The following is an 18,521-nucleotide window of genomic DNA, read 5'->3' as shown; positions in this document are numbered from 1 at the left end:
CTGCGGGCTGTCGGCGGTCAGGTTTACGGTGGCCAGGTGACCGATACCGACACCCCCTGGGAACCGCCCACCGCGGGAACCGAGGTCGAGCACCTCATCGGCTCGCTTGACCGGCTGCGTGCGACGTTCCGGTGGAAGGCCGACGATCTCGACGCGGCCGGGCTGCGGGCGCGCGTCGGTGCCTCCGCGTTGACCATCGGCGGCCTGCTCAAGCATCTCGCGGTCGTCGAGGACGACATCTTCAGCACCAGGCTGCGCGGCGAGCCGCTCGGGCCGCCGTGGAACATCGATGACTGGGACGGGCCGGACTGGCCGTTCACCTCGGCCGCCGACGACACCCCAGAGCAGCTCTACGCCCTGTGGGACGGCGCGGTGGAGCGTTCGCGCGAACGGCTCGGGGCCGCTTTGTCCGACGGTGGGCTCGACCAGCCCGTCCACCTCTCCTGGCCCGACGGAACCCACCCCAACCTGCGCAGGCTCGTGTGCGACCTGATCGAGGAGTACGGCAGGCACACCGGGCACGCCGACCTGCTCCGGGAAGCGGTCGACGGCCGCGTCGGCGAGGACCCGCCCCCGGGCTGGCGCCCCAAGTCCGGAACGGCGTCGGCGTGAACATCCAGGACTGGGCCGACCACATCACCACCACCTACGACGGGATCAACGTCCTCCACAACGGCGACGACCTGTTCTTCCTGTACGACCCCGACCGAGATCTCCCACCGGAACGCCAGAACCCGTTCGTCACCATCGTCACCGGCAACAGCTACGACACCGTCTCCGACCTGAGCGAGCCTGGCGCGTACCGCCTCAACATCGGTCTGACGAAGGCCACCTACACGTCGATGTTCGGCGCGGTGCCGACCGTCCGCGACGAGAACGGCATCCTCGACACCGGCGTGGATCCGGCGTTGCGCGACCAACTGATGCCGCACCCGGTGTACGCCTCACAGCACTGGGTCTCGGTCATCACGCCGGAGTCCACTCTCGACGCCGTGCGGGAACTGGTGGCCGAGGCGTACGAGTTCGCCGCGCGCAAGCACGGCAACCGGGCAAAGCGGGCTTAGCTTGCAGTGGATCAGCGTGTGGGAGAACGACGTCCGTGACGACACCCACGAGGGATTGGCGACCCTCTTCGCCGACGCCTACCCGCGCAGCGCGGCGAAGTTCCAGGGCGGGCGGAGTTGGTCGGGGGCGCGGCCGGAACTGCGGATCATCGCCCTCGACGGCGGCAAACCGGTCGCCCACCTCGGCATCCTGCGGCGATTTCTGCGCACCGACGAGGGCAGGAGTCTCCTGGTCGGCGACGTCGGCCTGGTCGCGGTCCACTCCGGCCACCGCGGACAAGGCGCGGGCGGACAGCTGCTCGCCCGCGCCGCCGAGACGCTCGACGGGCTCGCGGTGCCGTTCGGCTACCTGACCTGCGGCACGCACGTCATCCGGTTCTACGAGACCGGCGGCTGGCGGCACCTCGAAGGCCAGGTCACCCGCATGATCGACAACCATCAGCGGCCCGAGGTCTACACCGGGCCGTCGATGGTGCTGCCGGTCCGCGCCGCACTGGCCGACTGGCCACACGGGCGCGCGGTCGACCGGAACGGCTGGGAGGTCTAAGCCTTGAAGCCTTCGTAGATCTTCTTGCAGTCGGGGCAGACCGGCGAACCGGGCTTGGCGGCCTTCGTCACCGGGAACACCTCGCCGCACAGCGCCACGACCATGGAGCCCATGACGGCGCTCTCCACGATCTTGTTCTTCTTGACGTAGTGGAACATCTTGGGCGTGTCGTCGGAGGTGGTGTCGGTGCCCTCGGGGCGGGTGTCGACTTCCGGCAGTGTCTGGGTGGGTGCGCTCACCTGTCCATGATGCAACATCCTCCGGAAAACGTGCCGCCGCGGTCGCCCGGCCGGCAGGATGCGCCCATGTTCCAGAAGGTGTTGGCCAGCTTGGGCTCGGGCGGGGCGAAGGTGGACGCCCGCATCATCGACCGCGCGGTGCGACCGGGCGGGATCCTGCACGGCGAGGTGCTGCTGACCGGCGGGCAGGTCGACCAGGAGGTCGAGTCGCTCGGGGTGAGTGTGCTGGCCCGGGTGCAGACCGACGGCGAGAAGGTCGCCGACCTGCCGATCCAGACCGTCCACCTGGCGGGCCGCGAACTCGTCAGGGCGGGCGCGCAGATCACCGTGCCCTTCGAGGTGCAGCTGCCGTGGGAAACCCCGATCACCTCGGTGTTCGGCAAGTACCTCACCGGCATGGCCGTGGGCCTGCAGACCAACCTCGACCTCGCGGGCAGCGTCGTCGACCCGCAGGACGTCGACGCCGTCGCGATCGAGCCGCTGCCGGTGCAGCACCGCATCCTCGACGCCATGAGCAGGCTCGGCTTCCAGTTCCGGGCGGCCACCCTGGAGAAGAACCGGCTCGACGGCGTCGACCAGCAGCTGCCGTTCTTCCAGGAGATCGCCTTCGCGCCCTCCCCCGCGTTCACCGCGGCGTTCACCGAGGTCGCGGTCACCTTCCTGGCCCGCCCGCACGACGTGCAGGTGGTGCTGGAGGTCGTCAAGAAGGTCCGGGTGGCCAAGGGCGGCGGCCTGGGCGCGCGCGGGCAGGCGTATCTGGGCTCCTTCGTGGTGCAGAACGCGACGGTCGCACAGAACAACTGGGAGCAGCAGATCGAGGGCTGGCTGCGCCAGGTCGCGGCCCCCCGCGGAATCTTCGACTGACGTGCCGCGCGCGGAGCGGCCCTTCATGCCGGGCTACGGCATCCGACCCGCCGAGGCCGGACTGCTGCCCTGGTCGTGGGCGGAGCCGAAGCTGCGCGCGAGCCACGACTACTGGGTGGCCACGGTCCGCCCGGACGGTCGTCCGCACCTGATGCCAGTGTGGGGCTGGTGGGACGGGAGTGACTTCTGGTTCTCCTCCGGCCTGCACTCCCGCAAGGCGCGCAACGTGGCTGCCGGGTCGGCGGTGTCGGTGTCCATCCAGGACCCGCTCGACCCGGTCATCGTCGAAGGCACCGCCGAGATCGTCACCGATCCAGCTGACCTGCGCGCGTTCCTCGACGGCCTCAACGCCAAGTACGACACCGACTACGCCGAGGACTTCGTCGACCCGGCGCGCAACGCGACGATCCGGGTGCGGCCCGTGCGCGCGTTCGGGCTGGTGGCCGAGGACTTCACCGGCTCCCCGACCCGGTGGACGTTCTGAACAACGCTCGTCACCTGAAGGCGGCCGAGCCACACGGCCGGAGGACGTGCCATATTGCACTGTGAATACCGACCACCTTGCCCTCTCCCCTGAGGTCGCCGACGCGCTGGCCACCGGCCGTCCCGTCGTCGCCCTGGAAAGCACGCTGCTCGCCCACGGTCTGCCCCAGGGCCGCAACCTCGAAGTCGGGGTGCGGCTGGAGCAGGTCGTCCGGGACGCGGGCGCGGTGCCCGCGACGATCGCGGTGCTCGGCGGCAAGGCCCGGATCGGGCTGACCGACGCCGAGCTCAACCAGGTCTGCTCCGGCGGCCTGATCAAGCTGTCCCGCCGCGACCTCGGCCCGGCGCTCGCGCTCGGCCGTGACGGGGCCACCACGGTCGCCAGCACCGCGACCCTGGCCCACCAGGCGGGCATCGGCGTGTTCGCCACCGGCGGCCTCGGCGGCGTGCACCTGACCCTGCCGCGGGGCACGGCGGCCTGGGATGTCTCCGCCGACCTCGACGTGCTCGCCTCGACCCCGGTGACGGTGGTGTGCTCCGGGGTGAAGTCGGTGCTCGACATCGCCGCGACGGTCGAGGTGCTGGAGACGCGCTCGGTGCCGGTCCTCGGCTACCAGACCGACGCCTTCCCCGCGTTCTACCTGCGGGTCTCGGCGTTCCCCGTGCCGTGGCGGGTGGACACGCCGGCCGACGCCGCCGCCGTGATCGACACCCACCGCACCCAGGTCCCGGGTGGGGCGGGCGTGCTGCTGGTCAATCCGATCCCGGTCGAGCACGAACTCGACCGGGCGCTGCACGACCGGCTGCTCCAGGAGGGCATGGACCTGCTGAAGTCGCGCGACATCCGCGGCAAGGACGTCACCCCGGTGCTGTTGGAGCACTTCCACACCGCCAGCGCGGGCGCGAGCCTCACCGCCAACATCGAGCTGGTCGCCGACAACGCCAGGGTCGCCGCCGAGGTGGCCGTGGAGCTGGCTCAGCGCTCGCGGCGGTAGAGGCGGGCGATCACGTCCTCGATCTGCGGCTCCCGCACCGACAGGTCGACCAGCGGCACCGCCGTGGCCAGCCGCGCGACCACCTCGCCCGCCGCCGCGCCGTCGAGTTCCAGGGTGACCCGCCTGCCCTCGACCGACACGACCGACGCGCCGGGGACCGCCAGGCCGGCGGGCCAGTCGGCGTCGAGGTCGGCGACGATCGTGCGGCGCGAGCCGTAGCGGGTGTGCAGGGCGTCGAGCGTGCCGTCGTGGACGACCCTGCCGTGGTCGATCACGACGAGCCGCTTGCACAGCTTCTCGATGTCGGCGAGGTCGTGCGTGGTCAGCACGACAGTGGTGTCGCCGCGCGCGTCCAGTTCGCCGAGGAACGTGCGGACGGCCTGCTTGCTGAGCACGTCGAGCCCGATCGTCGGCTCGTCGAGGAACAGCACCTCGGGGCCGTGCAGCAGCGCCGCCGTCAGCTCGCCGCGCATCCGCTGGCCCAGCGACAGCTGCCGGACCGGCGTCTGGGCGAACTCGGCGAGCCCGAGCAGGTCGGAGCACCGGGCGAGCCGGGCCGCGTGGTCGCTCGCGGGCACCCGGTAGATGTGCCGGAGCAGGTCGAACGACTCGGCCAGCGGCAGGTCCCACCACAGCTGCGACCGCTGGCCGAACACCACGCCGATCCGCCGCGCCAGCGTCGTGCGGCTCGCCACCGGCTCCAGCCCGCACACCCGGACCGTGCCCGTGCTGGGCATCAGCACCCCGGTCAGCATCTTCAGCGTGGTCGACTTCCCCGCGCCGTTCGGCCCGATGTAGCCGAGCAGCTCCCCTGGGCGCACTTGGAGATCGACCCCGTCGACCGCCGACACCACGTGCCGCTCCCGGCGGAACCGGCCGGTCTTGCGGCTGACGGTGAAGTCCTTGCGCAGCCCCTCGGCTGAAATGATCATGACCCCGTGCTCCGGTAGTGGCGGACGCCGACGCGCCAGAACGCCCCGGCCACCCCCGCCGCGACCAGCGCGGTGACGGGCGAGCACCAGCGCAGCCAGTCCGGGGTGCCCAGTGGGTCCGAGCGGCCGACCAAGGCGAGTGCGGGCAGATAGGCGACGAAGCTGAAGCCGAGCACGCTGCCGAACACCGTGCGGAACCAGTCACCGAACATTGTGGACGGATAGAGCGTGAAGTCGTTGCCGCCGTAGGTGAACGCGTTGGCCACCTCGCCCGATTCGACCCACCAGAACGAGACCGTCGCGCCCGCGATGAACAGGCTGCCGAAGAACACCGCGCCCGCGATCGGCGCGACCACGGCGGCGGCGACCCGCGGCACGTCCCAGTCGATGTCCGCGATTCCCAACGCGACGCCGTAGAGGATCCCGCCTTGCACCGCGCGGCCGACCCGGCGCGGGGCGAAGTTGACCGCCAGCAGTTGCCACAGCGAGGAAAGCGGACGCAGCAGCAGCGTGTCGAACAGGCCGGTCCGCACGTAGACGCGCAGTTTGTCCGCGTTGCCGACGACGAGGTCGGCGGTGGAGAAGGCGAACGCCGACAGCGCGGCGATCAGGAACACCTCGGGGCCGGAGAACCCGCCCAGGCTGCCCGCGACGGAGAACAGCACGAACACCGTCGCCAGGTCGAGCCCGTTGATGATCACGCTGCCGAGCAGCTCGAACGCGAACGACACCCGGTACTGCGTCTGGCTGCGGATCTGCGCCCGCACGACCTTCGCGTAGACGCTATCCACCCTGCACCACCAGCTTCGCGACCGCGCGCGCCTGCACGACCCGGCAGGCCAGCAGCAGCACCACCGCCCACACCACTTGGCCGCCGATGACCGCGGCGACGTGCCCGAACCCGCCCCGCTCGACGGCGACGTCCAGCGGGGCCTGCAGCAGCGACGGGAACGGCGTGCCGAACCAGAGGACGGCGGTCAGCCAGTCCGGCAGGATCGCCAGCGGGAAGTAGAGCCCGCTGCCCGCGCCGGAGGCGAACGTCCAGAACATCTGCACACCTCGGACGTCGAGGAGCCAGAACGAGGTCAGCCCGACCAGGTAGCGGCACGCGAAGCCGACGACGACGGCGAGCACGATCGACAGCGCTGTCAGCGCGTACGTGGCCGCGTGCTCCGGCACGTAGAGCCCGAACGCGAGGGCGCCGACGAGCAGCGGCACGCTGAACCGGGTCAGCAGCGAGAACCCCGCCCGGCCCAGGTCGGTCCACAGGTATGTCCACAGTGGATCCATTGGGCGCAGCAGGTCGGCGACGATGTCGCCGGAGCGCACCTGCTCGGCGAGTTCGAGCGTCGTCCAGGTGTTAACTACCGCGAGCATCCCCTGGCCGAGCCACACGTAGGTGATCAGCTGCGGGCCCGAGTACCCCGCCACGGTGCCACCCGCGGCGACGGCCAGCAGCACGTAGCAGCGCAGGAAGCCGAAGACGGAGTTGGTGAAGATCCCCGCGACGGTCGCCTGCCGGTAGGTGGCGTAGCGGCGGAAGCCCGCGACCATCAACGCCCACGGCGCGCGCGACATGGGCCGACCTCCTCGAGGCGGTGCGATGACTGGCGGGACGGGATTTCTATCCTATGCGGGCGAAGCCGCGCGACCCGATTACCGAGGAGAGCTCATGACAGTGGTGGTCGTCGGTGACGCGGCGCTCGACACCGTGGTCCGGCCGAGCGGTCCGATCGCGTTCGGCGACGACACCCGGGCGTCGATCACCCGGTCGATGGGCGGCGCCGGAGCCAACACCGCGGCCTGGCTGGCGCACCTGGGCACCGAGGTAGTCCTGGTGTCGCGGGTCGGCGCCGACAGCGCGGGCGAGCAGCTGCGGTCGACGCTGACCGCGGCGGGCGTGCGATGCGAGTTCGCCGTCGACCCCGGGGCAGCGACGGGAGGCGTCGTGGTGCTGATCGACGACGAGGGCCGCCGGACGATGCTCTCCGACCGGGGCGCCAACGCCCGCATCCAGGCCGCCGACCTCAACCCCGCCCTGCTGGCCGAGGCCCGTCACCTGCACCTTTCCGGCTACGTCCTGCTCGACGCGTCGTCCCGGCAGGCAGGTGTCGCCGCGCTCGCCGCCGCCCGGGCCGCGGGCCTGACCACGTCGGTCGACCCGCAGGCCGCGGCCATGATCGACGACCCGACGGTGTTCCTGGAGTGTGTTCGCGGTGTCGACCTGCTGCTGCCGAACGCCGACGAGCTGCGGGCGCTCGGCGGGCAGGCGGTGCTGTCGGTGGTCGGCGCGGTGGCCGTCACCGACGGGGCGGACGGAGCGTCATGGCTCTCACCCGAGGCGATGGTGTCGGTGGCCGCGCCCGCCGTCGACTGCGTGGACTCGACGGGCGCGGGCGACGCGTTCGACGCCGGGGTGCTCAGCGCGTGGCTGACCGGGGCGTCGCCCAGGGGGGCTCTGCTGGCTGGGGTGGCCGCGGGCAGCGCCGCGGTAGGCCGGGTCGGTGCCCGGCCGCCCGCTCAGCCGTCGATCACCTGACGGGGCGCGGGCTCGATGGCGCGGTGGTCGTGCTTGTAGCGGTTGACGTTCTCGGCCTTGCGCGGCGGGCGGTCATTGGCGATCAGCACCGCCACCCACGGCAGCGGGATCGACAGCACGACGAAACCGAGCGCCAGCCACCACGTCTCGTGGAACATGCCCGCGAGCAGCAGACAGGGGATCCGCAGCCCCATCATGATCATGTACTTGCGCTTGCGCGCGGCGAACTGGTCCTCGTATGAGGGTTCGGCCTCGGTGATCAGAACCGGGGTTTCGTCCCGCTCGGTGCCCTTCACGACACCACCTCCGCCACCCATCCTCCCACCGCCGGGGCGGAGTTGCGCCATCCGGGTAGAAGTCGGTGAGGATTTCTCCTGCCGCCGGTAGAAAGAAACGCATGACGGTGCATGGCGTCGAATTCCTGCCGGGCGGGCAGGACACCGACTCGGTCCGGCGCAGGCACGCGGTGACGGAGGCCAATCTGTCCCGCCACCTCGACGGCCCGCAGCGGGTCCTCGACGCCGCGGGCGGCACCGGCCGCGACGCGGTGCGCCTGGCGATGCGCGGCCACGACGTGACCGTCCTCGACCCGGCGGGCGCGATGCTGACCACCGCCATGGCCTGCGCCGACGACAACGGCGTCGCCGACCGCGTACACGTGGTGCAGGCGATGGCCGAGGACGCCCCGGAGCTGTTCGACGCGCACGAGTTCGACGTGGTGCTGTGCCACAACCTGCTGCACTTCGCCGAGGACCGGGTCGGGCTGCTGCGCGCGCTGAGCGCGGTCCTGCGGCCCGGCGGGCTGCTGTCGGTCGTCGGGCCCGCGACCGGCGCGTTCATCTGCCCGGCGTCGGACGTGCTGGTCGACCTGCGCACGGCCGGGGCGGAGATCCTCGCCCACTACGGCGTCGACGGGCAGCACCCGCTGGCGTACTTCCAGATCGTCGCCCGCAACGTGTGATCCAGACAGGCGCCCCGCGGGCCGCCGTGAAAGCATTCCCGGGTGCTTCCGCGCCTGACCGACCAGTTCTGTGACCACCTCCGCGACACCTTGCACGCCGCCGGGTACGACGCCGACGGCGTGGTGGCCACCCTCGGCGACCAGGCCCACGCCGCCCTCGGCCGCGGCGAACCGGAGCCCGCGCGCCGGGCCACCCGCGGCGGCTCCCCGCGCGAGACGCTGATCCGGATGTTCCTCGTCGGCGACGCCGTCCCACGCGACCGCGCCGCGCAGGCGCTCGGCGACGTCGACCAGGCCGCCGCGGAGGGCTTGGTCCAGCTCGACGGCGACGACGTGCGCGCCGCGCTCGACCTGCGCCCCTACGGCGACGGCGCGGGCTCCTGGTGGGTGCTGGCCGACCTCGACGCCGAGCAGACCGGTGGGCCGCTCGGGCCGGACCACGTGCTGGGCATCGGCCACGCGTCGCTGAGCCTGGCCAGGGCCACCGTGCGGCGCAAGGTCGGCTCGGTGCTCGACCTGGGCACCGGCTGCGGCATCCAGGCGCTGCACGCCTCCCGGCACGCCGACCGGGTCACCGCCACCGACCTGTCCGAGCGGGCGCTCAAGCTCGCCGGGGCCACGTTCCGGCTCAACGACCTGCGGGTGGAGACCGCGCGCGGCTCGTGGTTCGAGCCGGTCGCGGGGCGACGGTTCGACCAGGTCGTGTGCAATCCGCCGTTCGTCGTGGGCCCGCCACGCGTCGACTACGTCTACCGCGACTCCGGCTTGGCGGGCGACGACGCGAGCGCGCTGGTCGTGCGCGGGCTGCCGGACGTGCTCGCCGAGGGCGGCGTGGGCCAGCTGCTGGCCTCCTGGCTGCACCGGCGCGGCGAGGACTGGGCGGAGCGGGTGGCGTCGTGGCTGCCCGATGAGGGCATCGACGCGTGGTTCGTGCAGCGCGACATCGCCGAGCCCGCGCTGTATGTCGGCACCTGGCTGCGCGACACCGGGGTCGACCCGCGCTCGGCCGAGGGGTCGGCCAAGGCGTCGGCGTGGCTCGACTGGTTCGCCGAGAACGACGTGGTCGGGATCGGCTTCGGGTTCGTGACGCTGCGGGCCACCGACAGTGACACCGAGGTGGCCTGCGAGGACCTGCGGCACGCCTTCGACGACCCGCTGGGCCCGGAGACGGGTGCCTGGCTGGACCGGGTGGCGTGGCTGCGGGCCAACGCCGACCCGAAGCTGCTGCTGTCGGCGCGGCTGGTGGTGCCCCCGACAGTCGTCCTGGAGCAGGTGTCCGAACCGGGCGAGGCGGGCTGGTCGGAGCTGGTGCGCAGGCTGCACCGCACCGACGGGCCGGGCTGGCAGCAGGAGACCGACGAGCTGGTCACGTCGATGCTGGGCGGCTTCCGCGGCCACCTGACGCTGGCCGAGGTGCTCACCATCCTGGGCGCGGCCAACGACCTGTCGGCCGAGGAGGTCGTGAACGCCGCGCTCCCCGTGGTCAGCGAGCTGATCCAGCACGGCATGGTGCTCCCCGTGGAGCTGGCGTGAGGGCCGTCGCGGCGCGCGTGCTGCGCGCGAGCGTGGTCGTCGACGGCGAGACCGTCGGGGCGATCGACGAGCCCGGCCTGCTCGTCCTGCTGGGCGTGCACACCGACGACACCCTCGCGCAGGCCGCCACCATGGCACGCAAGCTGCACGAACTGCGCATCCTGCGAGATGAGGGCTCGTGCGCCACAACGGGCGCCCCACTACTGGTAGTGAGTCAATTCACACTCTATGGAGACACCCGCAAAGGGCGTCGTCCGACGTGGACCGCGGCCGCACGACCGGAGAAGGCCGAGCCGCTCGTCGAGGCGGTGGTGGCTGATCTGCGTGCCCGCGGCGCCAAGGTCGAGACCGGCAGATTCGGTGCCATGATGGCGGTTGAGAGCGTCAATGACGGCCCGTTCACCGTGCTCGTGGAGACCTGACGAATTGTCGCCGTAGGACACTCGTACGGTTCTCAGCAAAAGCTCAGGTAAGCCTGAGCAACGTTTTCTTCTCCAATGGCGTCTTCCAGTTGTCAGACCGGGAACGAATCGCTTCGTGCCGACGTTTGGCAGTGCAGAAGACAGCGACAGGGGGAGGAGCACCATGACGGTCCCGCAGCAGCGAGAACCAGAGCAGACCTATGAGGCGGACCTCGACGCCCAGGGGCCCGCGGCCGACCTGGTTCGGGTCTACCTCAACGGGATCGGGCGCACCGCCCTGCTCACCGCCGCGCAGGAGGTGGAGCTGGCCAAGCGCATCGAGGCGGGGGTCTTCGCGCAGCACATGCTCGACACCTCTCCCCAGCTGTCCCACGCCCGCCGCGCCGAGCTGCGCGCGCTCGTGGTCGACGGCCACACCGCCAAGAACCACCTGCTGGAAGCCAACCTCCGCCTTGTCGTCTCGCTGGCCAAGCGCTACACCGGCCGGGGCATGCCGCTGCTCGACCTGATCCAGGAGGGGAACCTGGGTCTGATCCGCGCGGTGGAGAAGTTCGACTACACCAAGGGTTTCAAGTTCTCGACCTACGCGACGTGGTGGATCCGCCAGGCGATCACCCGCGGCATGGCCGACCAGGGCCGCACGATCCGGCTCCCCGTCCACCTGGTGGAACAGGTCAACAAGCTGGCCAGGATCAAGCGCGACCTGCACCAGCAGTTGGGCCGCGAGGCGACCAAGGACGAGCTGGCCAAGGAGGCCGGGCTCACCCCGGAGAAGGTCAACGACCTGCTCGACCACGCCCGCGACCCGGTGAGCCTCGACATGCCGGTCGGCACCGAGGAAGACGCCCCGCTGGGCGACTTCATCGAGGACGGCGAGGCGACCGACGCCGAGAGCGCGGTCATCTCCGGCCTGCTGCAGGACGACATGCGCCGCGTGCTCGCCACCCTCGACGACCGGGAGCAGTCGGTGATCCGCCTGCGCTACGGCCTCGACGACGGCCAGCCGCGCACCCTCGACCAGATCGGCAAGCGCTTCGGGTTGTCCCGCGAGCGCGTCCGCCAGATCGAGCGCGAGGTCATGTCGAAGCTGCGCCAGGGCGAGCGGGCCGAGAAGCTGCGGGCCTACGCCAGCTGACAAATTTTCCCGACCACAGCGTGCAACCCTTTCGGCCGCTGTCACGTCACCTATTTAGCAGCGTTGACATGTGACCTGAGTCACGGCAACGTCATGCTCAGACTGCGCGAGCCGGGAGCGATCCCGGACTCGCTCGCGACGGGAGGTCGGGACGGCCGGGGGCCGCCCCGGCCTTCCGGCTTTCCAAAGGGTTTCAGCTCAACAGCCGGACCATGTCCACGCGTGCACGATGCAATCTGCTTTTCACCGTCTGCACGCCGACCCCGAGGTGTTCGGCGATCTGCTCGTAGCTCAGGCCGCCGTACTCGCGCAGCACAAGCGCCGCGCGGAACGGTTCGGGGAGCTGCTCGAAGGCGCGCTGCACCCGATCGGTCTCCGCGACCCGCTCGGCGTGATCGGTGACAAGGCCGGGCAGTTCCAAGTCCGCCGGGTCGACGGGGACCGCACGGCGCTTGCGCAGCAGACCGAGCGCGGCGTTGGTGGCGATGCGGTAAAGCCAGGTGCCGAACCGCGAGTCGGCCCGGAAGCCGTCGAGGTGCTGCCACGCGGCGAGCAGCGCGTCCTGCATGGCGTCCTCGGCGTCGGCGTGGTTGCCCGTCAGCCGCAGACAGATGGCCCAGACCGGGTCGCGGTAGCCCGCGACCAGGTCGGCGAACGCGGTCGAGTCCCCGGCCCTGGCCAGGGTGAGCAGGACTGCCTCGTCGGCGGCGATGGGCACGGCCCCCTCCCCTCGACGGTTGCGGTCACCAGGGGTATCGGTCGTACCCGGCGCGTGAGCACACCGGTTGACCAGGTGAAACGCACCCGTTACCGAGTGCCGGACGTGCTCGGCTCGGCACGCTGCGCGATCAGGTGGTACGACCGGGCCATGACCCTGGCGGCCTCGGTGTGCGCCGACTTCATCCGGGCGGTCACCGCGATCTCGGCGGCGTCGGCCGACTCGGGCAGCCCGAGCCGCTCGGCGTCGGACCCGGCCGTGGTCAGCAGTTCCAACTCGGCGCGCAGCGGGGACACACCCAGCAGGTGAACCGGTCTAAGATCAGTTCCTGCTCGCGGCTGACCTGCCAGTGCTGTCTGCTCAGGCGCAGCCGGTGGACGATCGAGTCCGGCGGGAAGTCCGAATCACCAGGTTCCGCCGACGGCCCGATCACCCCGATCTCAGCGCCGCCCTTAACGAACCACCCCTCGCCTTCGGTGATCTTCACCAACACACCGGACACCGGAGCCGGAAGTCGACGAGGTCGTCATCGATGAATCTCCGCATGAGCGGCTCGCCCTCGTTGACCGATTCCCCGACGTGTTTGAGCCACACCGCGAGAATGGTCCCGACTCCCCGGTCGCCAGCGGTCGGCATGGTCACCACGGTCGTCTCACCTGCGGACGTCTTGGCCCGTTTCTTAGTACCCGCGACGTGAGCGCCGAGTGAGACGACGAGTTTCGGGTCGCCGAGGGTGGCCGGGCGGCCGTCGAGGAGTTCAGCCATCCGCGCGTGGACCAAGCGCAGTGAAGAGGATCCGCCCGTCAGGTAGAGCGCGTGCAGGTCCGACGGGCGCACGCCTGCTTGCTCCAGAGTGTTCTGGGTCAGGCGGACCGCTTTGTCGATCTCATCGGCGACCAAGGCGTCGAACTCGGTGGCGGTGATCGCGACGACGGCTTCGTCTTCGCGGCTCTGGACCGGGATGTCGGCGTGTTCGTACTCGCTCAGGGCGTGTTTGGCGTCGCGGACGTGGTCTCGCAGCGTGAGTAGGGAGCGAAGATCGGTGGTGACGTCCGCAGCGAGCTTGTCGAGGCCGCGGGAGCGGAGGCGGTCCACGACGGCGTCGAATAGGAGTTGGTCGATCAAGTCGCCGCCGAGTTGGTCGAGCCCGGCCGACGCGAGGACGGTGAACTGCTTGCCGTCGGCGGCGAGCACCGCGACATCGCAGGTTCCCGCGCCGAAGTCGAAGACCGCGACCTTGCCGCCCTCCGGTGGCGGTGCCGCCGCGGCGAAGTGCGCGGCGGCCGCGACCGGTTCGGCGACCAGCCGCAGCCGGGCGGGGTCGAGCCCGGCCTCGGTGGCTGCGGCGAGCAGCACCTCAGTGCGGAAGCCCGCCCACTCTTGCGGGTGCGTGAGGATCACCTTGTCCGGCGTGTCGTCCCCGGCGGTCCGGGCGGCCTTGCGCAGCACGAACTCCAGCACGCGGGCGACCAGCGCGGACACCGCCACGTCCTGGCCGCCGAGCAGGGTGGTGCCCTGCCCGATCAGCCGCTTCGGCGAGCTCGAACCCGGCGGGGGTGAGTCGGGCCGAGCGGACGGCCTCCGTCCCGACCCGGGTACCCGAGTCGGTCACCAGCACCGCCGACGGCATCTGCTCGGCCTGGTCGGACAGCCGGATCGGCGTCGGCGCCCCGGTGCCCAGCCGGTAGGCCGCGGCCGTGTTGGAGGTGCCGAAGTCGATCGACAGGGACCAGCCCGGCACGTCAGTCCACCTCCGGTTCGTCGGTCCACCAGTCGGGTTCGTCGACGTCGATCAGGTCCGCGGTGTACGTGTCGGGCTCGAGGTAGTCGTCCGGATCGACCGGGACGATCGACGAGTCCGCGGGCGGCGCGGCCGGGTCGAGCGCCGCGGCCAGCACCCGGCTCCACACCTCGTCCGGCGCCTGCGGGGGCGGGCCGAGAACAGGGTCTAGCTCGTCCACACGACCACCTCCGCGGGCCGGTCCACCACGAACCGTGCCATCGCCACCTCTTCCGCCGACCAAGTGAGATGCACCGCGCGAGGCGGATGTTCCGGAGAGGGGCGAGTAGGTTCTCTGGGAACTGGACGCGTGCAAGGGAGCCCGCAGATCGTGACCGCCACCACGAATTTCGAGTACACCGACGTGCTGCCGCTCGGCCCGGACCACACCACCGAATACCGGTTGGTCACCGCCGAGGGCGTGCGGGTCGTCGAGGCCGCCGGTCGGCGGTTCCTCGAGGTCGACCCGGACGTGTTGACCCTGCTGGCCCGCGAGGCCGTCAAGGACATCCAGCACCTGCTGCGCCCGTCGCACCTGGCGCAGCTGCGCGCGATCGTCGACGACCCGGAGGCCAGCGCCAACGACCGGTTCGTCGCCACCGACCTGCTGCGCAACGCGTGCATCTCCGCGGGCGGTGTCCTGCCGATGTGCCAGGACACGGGCACGGCGATCGTGATGGGCAAGCGCACCGAGACCGTGCTGACCGGCGGCGCCGACGAGCAGGCCATCTCGCGCGGGGTGTTCGAGGCCTACCAGGAGCTGAACCTGCGGTACTCGCAGATGGCCCCGGTGACGTTCTGGGACGAGAAGAACACCGGCACCAACCTGCCCGCGCAGATCGACATCCACACCAAGCCCGGCACCGACCCGGTCTACGAGTTCCTGTTCATGGCCAAGGGCGGCGGGTCGGCGAACAAGACCTTCCTCTACCAGGAGACCAAGGCCGTGCTGAACCCGACGCGGCTGGCCAAGTTCCTCGACGAGAAGCTGCGCTCGCTGGGTACGTCCGCGTGTCCGCCGTATCACTTGGCGATCGTCGTGGGCGGTCTGTCCGCCGAGCAGAACCTGAAGGTCGCCAAGCTCGCCTCCGCCCGCTACCTCGACAACCTGCCGACCGAGGGCTCGCCGTCCGGACACGCCTTCCGCGACGTCGACCTGGAGCAGCAGGTCCTGGAGATGACCCGCCAGTTCGGCATCGGCGCCCAGTTCGGCGGCAAGTACTTCTGCCACGACGTGCGCGTCATCCGCCTCCCCCGCCACGGCGCGTCGTGCCCGGTCGGGGTCGCGGTGTCGTGCTCGGCCGACCGCCAGGCCAAGGCGAAGATCACCCCGGACGGCGTCTTCATCGAGCAGTTGGAGCGCGACCCGGCCCGGTTCCTGCCCGAGATCACCGGCGAGGACCTGTCCGACGACGTGGTCAAGATCGACCTGACCCGCCCGATGGCCGAGATCCGCGAGACCCTGGCGGCCCTGCCGGTCAAGACCCGCCTGTCGCTGACCGGCCCGCTCGTCGTGGCCCGCGACATCGCCCACGCCAAGATCAAGGAACGCCTCGACGCGGGCGAGCCGATGCCGCAATACCTCAAGGACCACCCGGTGTACTACGCCGGACCGGCCAAGACCCCGTCCGGCTACGCGTCGGGCTCCTTCGGCCCCACCACCGCGGGCCGCATGGACTCCTACGTCGAGCAGTTCCAGGCCGCGGGCGGGTCACTGGTGATGCTCGCCAAGGGCAACCGCTCCAAGCAGGTCACCGACGCCTGCGAGAGCCACGGCGGCTTCTACCTGGGCTCCATCGGCGGCCCGGCCGCCCGGCTGGCCCAGGACTGCATCAAGAAGGTCGACGTCCTGGAGTACCCGGAGCTGGGGATGGAGGCGGTGTGGAAGATCGAGGTCGAGGACTTCCCCGCGTTCATCGTCGTGGACGACAAGGGCAACGACTTCTTCGCGGGCACCTCGGCGCCCACGCTGCAGATCTCGTTCCGCCGCTGAGCTGAAACACTGAGCGCGGCACCCCGGTCGGGTGCCGCGCTCAGTTGTCTTGACTCAGATCGAGATGCCGCGCTGGCGCAGCCAGGCGATCGGGTCGGTCTTCTTGGAGCCGCCCAGCCACACCTCGAAGTGCAGGTGCGGGCCGGTGGACTGGCCGCGGTTGCCGACGGTCGCGATGAGCTGGCCCGCGGTCACCCGGGTGCCGGTGCGCGCGATGATCTCGTTGACGTGGCCGTAGATGGTCACCGTGCCGTCGTCGTGCTGGACGCGGACCCACAGGCCGAAGCCGCTCGCCGGGCCTGCCTCGATGACGGTGCCCGCGGCGACGGACACGATCGGGGTGCCGATGCGGTTGGCGATGTCGATGCCGTAGTGCGTGGTGCCCCAGCGGGCACCGAAACCGGAGGTGAGCCTGCCCTCGGCGGGCTTCACGAAGCCGCGGGCGGCCTTCTCCTGCGCGGCCTTCTGCTCAGCGGCCTTCTGCTCGGCGGCGCGCTGCTCGGCGGCCTTCTGCTCGGCCAAGCGCTGCTGTTCGGCGGCGACGTCGCGCTTGCGCTGTTCGAGTGCGGCGGCGGCGTCGAGCTTGGCGGCCTCGGCGGCGGGGTCGATCGCGACGCCGCGCGGGGCCACGAGCACGGGCTGGCCGGACTTGGTCAGCGGGCTGGTCAGCGCCATCCGCAGGACCTGCTGGACGCGGCCGTCGGGCTCAGGGGTGGCCGGGCCTGCGCCCGCCACGACCGGGGCGGCCACGGTGAGGACCGCGCCCGCGGCGAGGACCGCCGCCATGAGGTGCTTGCGGGGCGTGTGCCGCTCGGGGAGGAACGCGGCCGGGAGCTGTTTACTGCCGTCGGTGGACATGCGGGGGTAGTGCCTTCCGTCTCGGGGAGATCCGGTCGGGCACCGAGCGGGGGATCTCGGTTGGCCAGGTGGCCATGCCCTCGTAACCGAACCGTGACGTTCGCGGCGACGCTAACCGTGCGCGACCAAAGAAGGCAAAGGTGTGTGATCTGGGTCTATTTGCCCAGGACAGACTGCCGTAACGGTCACTCAGTGTGACATCAAGATCGGCGAACCATGATCAGATCTCGCCCCGGTCACGATCGACTCCCCGTCCCACCTGGGACGTTCAAACCGCGGGTCGACCTGGTGAATTACTGACCGGTAGGCGGGGTTCGGCCCGGATTCCGTCGCGATCAAGCCCGCGGACCGGGCGATCGGCGTGACGAAGGGCACGTTTGACAAGCGTGCGGGCGGAGTCCGGAAGGACTCCGCCCGCACTTTCCAGTACTTCGTTGTTATCCCTCAGCGGTGACGATGACGGTTCGCTTGCCCACCGGCTCGCGCAGCGCGACGGTCACCGGCTTGGGCGTGATGACCATGGCGCACGCCTGGCCCTCCGGCCCACCCTGCGGCTGCGCCATCGGCCGCAGCGCGATGCGGACGGTCGTCGCCGAGAACTCCTCGACCACGCCCTCCACCACGCCGCAGGTGTCGCGCGCCATGCCGATCAGCTGCAGCGTCCGGCCGTCCGGCGAGGACCACACGCGGCGCTCGGTGTAGACCTCGGGCAGCGACTTGGACTCCACCTGCCCCGAGGGAATCTCCTTGAACTCCGGCGGGACGCCCGTGGCGGGCGGCGCGGTGGCCGTGCCAGGGGCGGGCGTGGTGGCGGGCGGCGTGGGCTGCACCGACGACGGCGCCGTGGTGGGCGCGGCCGTGGTGGTGGAACTCGGCGGGGTCGTGCTCGACGGTCCCGCACCGGCCTGGTCAGCCTGCTGGCCACACGCTGTCAGGGCGAGCAGGGCCAGAGCTGCTCCAGCGGCAAACAACGAGGTCTTCATGGTCGAAGGACGGTACTCGGGCCTCATCTGGTTGCACCCACCTAGGCGGTTCGCTGCTCGGCCCGCAGGACAACCGTGCGGTCGCCGAGCGGTTTCTCCAGGTCAACGCCCAGTTCCGGGAAGCGGATGTCCATCGTGCACTGTCGCGGCTCCGACGGCGTGGTCTCCACCAGGGTCAGCGTCACCCGCGACGCCGACTGCTCGGTGACCTCCACGCTGGCCTTCCCGCAACCGCCCTCCTGGGCGACGACGCCGAGCGCGGACCCGTTCGACTCGGTCCACACCTTGCGCGGGAATCCCTCCGGCAGCGCGCTCCCGTCGACCCGGCTGTCGGGGACGGGGGTGCCCTGCGCGGGCGGGTTGACCCCGGGTTGCGCGGCGGGAGCCGTGGCTATCGGGGCTTCGCCGACCGGTCGGTTCCCGCAACCGGCCAACGCGATCAGTATGGCTATGGCGATTCCGAAACGGTTCATGC

General features: G+C 70.9%; 24 protein-coding genes and 1 pseudogene. 13 read left to right on the top strand and 12 right to left on the bottom strand.

Annotated features, from left to right (window positions below; all coding sequences use genetic code 11):
- Positions 1-36: 36 nt before the first annotated feature.
- Genes ACSHT8_RS33525 through ACSHT8_RS33515 form a run of 3 tightly spaced genes read left to right on the top strand, consistent with a single transcriptional unit; the run spans position 37 to position 1,611 of the window.
- Positions 37-612: a mycothiol transferase gene (locus tag ACSHT8_RS33525; protein ID WP_436495915.1), complete on the top strand. Its 576-nt coding sequence runs from the start codon at positions 37-39 to the stop codon at positions 610-612.
- Entirely contained in the window at positions 609-1,064 is a 456-nt protein-coding gene (locus ACSHT8_RS33520) for a DUF6194 family protein (RefSeq protein WP_436495913.1), read from the top strand. The genes ACSHT8_RS33525 and ACSHT8_RS33520 overlap by 4 nt, the downstream gene beginning before the upstream one ends.
- A 1-nt stretch (position 1,065) precedes the next feature.
- Positions 1,066-1,611: a GNAT family N-acetyltransferase gene (locus tag ACSHT8_RS33515; RefSeq protein ID WP_436495912.1), complete on the top strand. Its 546-nt coding sequence runs from the start codon at positions 1,066-1,068 to the stop codon at positions 1,609-1,611.
- On the opposite strand, the gene ACSHT8_RS33510 is transcribed toward ACSHT8_RS33515, so the two are convergent.
- Positions 1,608-1,850, bottom strand: a complete 243-nt coding sequence (locus tag ACSHT8_RS33510) for a DUF3039 domain-containing protein (RefSeq protein WP_436495910.1) — start codon at positions 1,848-1,850, stop codon at positions 1,608-1,610. The two genes, ACSHT8_RS33515 and ACSHT8_RS33510, sit on opposite strands and share 4 nt — an antisense overlap.
- A gap of 66 nt (positions 1,851-1,916) precedes the next feature.
- Here ACSHT8_RS33510 and ACSHT8_RS33505 point away from each other — a divergent pair, with 66 nt between their 5' ends.
- The 3 genes from ACSHT8_RS33505 (at position 1,917) to ACSHT8_RS33495 (ending at position 4,192) form a co-directional block, all read left to right on the top strand.
- Positions 1,917-2,714, top strand: coding sequence for a sporulation protein (locus tag ACSHT8_RS33505; RefSeq protein ID WP_436495908.1), 798 nt, complete (start codon positions 1,917-1,919; stop codon positions 2,712-2,714).
- A 1-nt stretch (position 2,715) separates the two neighbouring features.
- Positions 2,716-3,198 (top strand): TIGR03618 family F420-dependent PPOX class oxidoreductase, encoded by a 483-nt coding sequence (locus ACSHT8_RS33500; protein ID WP_436495906.1) that lies wholly within the window; start codon positions 2,716-2,718, stop codon positions 3,196-3,198.
- 61 nt (positions 3,199-3,259) lie between these two features.
- A complete protein-coding gene (locus tag ACSHT8_RS33495; protein ID WP_436495904.1) occupies positions 3,260-4,192 on the top strand; it encodes a pseudouridine-5'-phosphate glycosidase in 933 nt (310 codons plus the stop codon).
- On the opposite strand, the pseudogene ACSHT8_RS33490 reads toward ACSHT8_RS33495, so the two are convergent.
- The 3 genes and pseudogenes from ACSHT8_RS33490 to ACSHT8_RS33480 all read right to left on the bottom strand — a co-directional run.
- Positions 4,174-5,037: pseudogene (locus ACSHT8_RS33490) on the bottom strand (ABC transporter ATP-binding protein); the annotation flags it as partial. The gene ACSHT8_RS33495 and the pseudogene ACSHT8_RS33490 sit on opposite strands and share 19 nt — an antisense overlap.
- Positions 5,038-5,120: 83 nt before the next feature.
- On the bottom strand, positions 5,121-5,915 hold the full coding sequence (locus ACSHT8_RS33485) for an ABC transporter permease (protein ID WP_436495902.1): 795 nt from the start codon (positions 5,913-5,915) through the stop codon (positions 5,121-5,123).
- Complete coding sequence (locus tag ACSHT8_RS33480; RefSeq protein ID WP_436495900.1) at positions 5,908-6,702, bottom strand: ABC transporter permease; 795 nt, start codon at positions 6,700-6,702, stop codon at positions 5,908-5,910. The genes ACSHT8_RS33485 and ACSHT8_RS33480 overlap by 8 nt, the downstream gene beginning before the upstream one ends.
- A 94-nt stretch (positions 6,703-6,796) precedes the next feature.
- Here ACSHT8_RS33480 and ACSHT8_RS33475 point away from each other — a divergent pair, with 94 nt between their 5' ends.
- Positions 6,797-7,663 (top strand): carbohydrate kinase family protein, encoded by an 867-nt coding sequence (locus ACSHT8_RS33475; RefSeq protein WP_436495898.1) that lies wholly within the window; start codon positions 6,797-6,799, stop codon positions 7,661-7,663.
- On the opposite strand, the gene ACSHT8_RS33470 is transcribed toward ACSHT8_RS33475, so the two are convergent.
- Positions 7,645-7,980 carry a DUF3099 domain-containing protein gene (locus ACSHT8_RS33470; protein WP_436495896.1) on the bottom strand — a complete coding sequence of 112 codons (336 nt, stop codon included), beginning with the start codon at positions 7,978-7,980 and terminating at the stop codon, positions 7,645-7,647. The two genes, ACSHT8_RS33475 and ACSHT8_RS33470, sit on opposite strands and share 19 nt — an antisense overlap.
- Before the next feature lie 80 nt (positions 7,981-8,060).
- On the opposite strand from ACSHT8_RS33470, the gene ACSHT8_RS33465 reads away from it, so the two are divergent.
- The 4 genes from ACSHT8_RS33465 (at position 8,061) to ACSHT8_RS33450 (ending at position 11,714) form a co-directional block, all read left to right on the top strand.
- Entirely contained in the window at positions 8,061-8,624 is a 564-nt protein-coding gene (locus ACSHT8_RS33465; RefSeq protein ID WP_436495894.1) for a class I SAM-dependent methyltransferase, read from the top strand.
- A 42-nt stretch (positions 8,625-8,666) separates the two neighbouring features.
- Positions 8,667-10,157 (top strand): DUF7782 domain-containing protein, encoded by a 1,491-nt coding sequence (locus ACSHT8_RS33460; RefSeq protein WP_436495892.1) that lies wholly within the window; start codon positions 8,667-8,669, stop codon positions 10,155-10,157.
- Positions 10,154-10,579 (top strand): D-aminoacyl-tRNA deacylase, encoded by a 426-nt coding sequence (dtd, locus tag ACSHT8_RS33455; protein WP_436495890.1) that lies wholly within the window; start codon positions 10,154-10,156, stop codon positions 10,577-10,579. The genes ACSHT8_RS33460 and dtd overlap by 4 nt, the downstream gene beginning before the upstream one ends.
- 163 nt (positions 10,580-10,742) lie before the next feature.
- Entirely contained in the window at positions 10,743-11,714 is a 972-nt protein-coding gene (locus tag ACSHT8_RS33450; RefSeq protein WP_436495888.1) for a sigma-70 family RNA polymerase sigma factor, read from the top strand.
- Positions 11,715-11,907: 193 nt separating this feature from the next.
- On the opposite strand, the gene ACSHT8_RS33445 is transcribed toward ACSHT8_RS33450, so the two are convergent.
- The 3 genes from ACSHT8_RS33445 to ACSHT8_RS33435 form a co-directional block, all read right to left on the bottom strand.
- The gene (locus tag ACSHT8_RS33445; RefSeq protein ID WP_436495886.1) at positions 11,908-12,432 is read right to left on the bottom strand and encodes an RNA polymerase sigma factor; all 525 of its coding nucleotides are present in this window, start codon (positions 12,430-12,432) and stop codon (positions 11,908-11,910) included.
- 89 nt (positions 12,433-12,521) lie between these two features.
- Positions 12,522-12,728, bottom strand: a complete 207-nt coding sequence (locus ACSHT8_RS33440; protein WP_436495884.1) for a hypothetical protein — start codon at positions 12,726-12,728, stop codon at positions 12,522-12,524.
- 187 nt (positions 12,729-12,915) lie between these two features.
- Positions 12,916-13,920, bottom strand: a complete 1,005-nt coding sequence (locus tag ACSHT8_RS33435; RefSeq protein ID WP_436495882.1) for an Hsp70 family protein — start codon at positions 13,918-13,920, stop codon at positions 12,916-12,918.
- Positions 13,921-13,988: 68 nt separating this feature from the next.
- Between ACSHT8_RS33435 and ACSHT8_RS33430 the strand changes: the two genes are divergently transcribed.
- The gene (locus tag ACSHT8_RS33430; protein WP_436495880.1) at positions 13,989-14,120 is read left to right on the top strand and encodes a hypothetical protein; all 132 of its coding nucleotides are present in this window, start codon (positions 13,989-13,991) and stop codon (positions 14,118-14,120) included.
- Between the two features lie 54 nt (positions 14,121-14,174).
- Here ACSHT8_RS33430 and ACSHT8_RS33425 read toward each other — a convergent pair whose 3' ends face one another.
- Positions 14,175-14,393, bottom strand: coding sequence for a hypothetical protein (locus ACSHT8_RS33425; RefSeq protein WP_436495878.1), 219 nt, complete (start codon positions 14,391-14,393; stop codon positions 14,175-14,177).
- A 150-nt stretch (positions 14,394-14,543) separates the two neighbouring features.
- Here ACSHT8_RS33425 and ACSHT8_RS33420 point away from each other — a divergent pair, with 150 nt between their 5' ends.
- Positions 14,544-16,205: a fumarate hydratase gene (locus ACSHT8_RS33420; protein ID WP_436495876.1), complete on the top strand. Its 1,662-nt coding sequence runs from the start codon at positions 14,544-14,546 to the stop codon at positions 16,203-16,205.
- Between the two features lie 54 nt (positions 16,206-16,259).
- On the opposite strand, the gene ACSHT8_RS33415 is transcribed toward ACSHT8_RS33420, so the two are convergent.
- From ACSHT8_RS33415 to ACSHT8_RS33405, 3 genes are all read right to left on the bottom strand, one after another.
- Complete coding sequence (locus tag ACSHT8_RS33415) at positions 16,260-17,063, bottom strand: M23 family metallopeptidase (RefSeq protein ID WP_436495874.1); 804 nt, start codon at positions 17,061-17,063, stop codon at positions 16,260-16,262.
- Positions 17,064-17,500: 437 nt separating this feature from the next.
- Positions 17,501-18,046, bottom strand: a complete 546-nt coding sequence (locus tag ACSHT8_RS33410; RefSeq protein ID WP_436495872.1) for a hypothetical protein — start codon at positions 18,044-18,046, stop codon at positions 17,501-17,503.
- A gap of 41 nt (positions 18,047-18,087) precedes the next feature.
- Positions 18,088-18,519: a hypothetical protein gene (locus ACSHT8_RS33405; protein ID WP_436495870.1), complete on the bottom strand. Its 432-nt coding sequence runs from the start codon at positions 18,517-18,519 to the stop codon at positions 18,088-18,090.
- Between the last annotated feature and the right edge of the window lie 2 nt (positions 18,520-18,521).

Origin of the sequence: Actinokineospora sp. HUAS TT18 (genome assembly GCF_051364635.1) — a bacterium.
Taxonomy (GTDB): domain Bacteria; phylum Actinomycetota; class Actinomycetes; order Mycobacteriales; family Pseudonocardiaceae; genus Actinokineospora.
The sequence above is the reverse complement of the archived record's forward strand: the minus strand, read 5'-3'. Positions and strand labels throughout refer to the sequence as shown.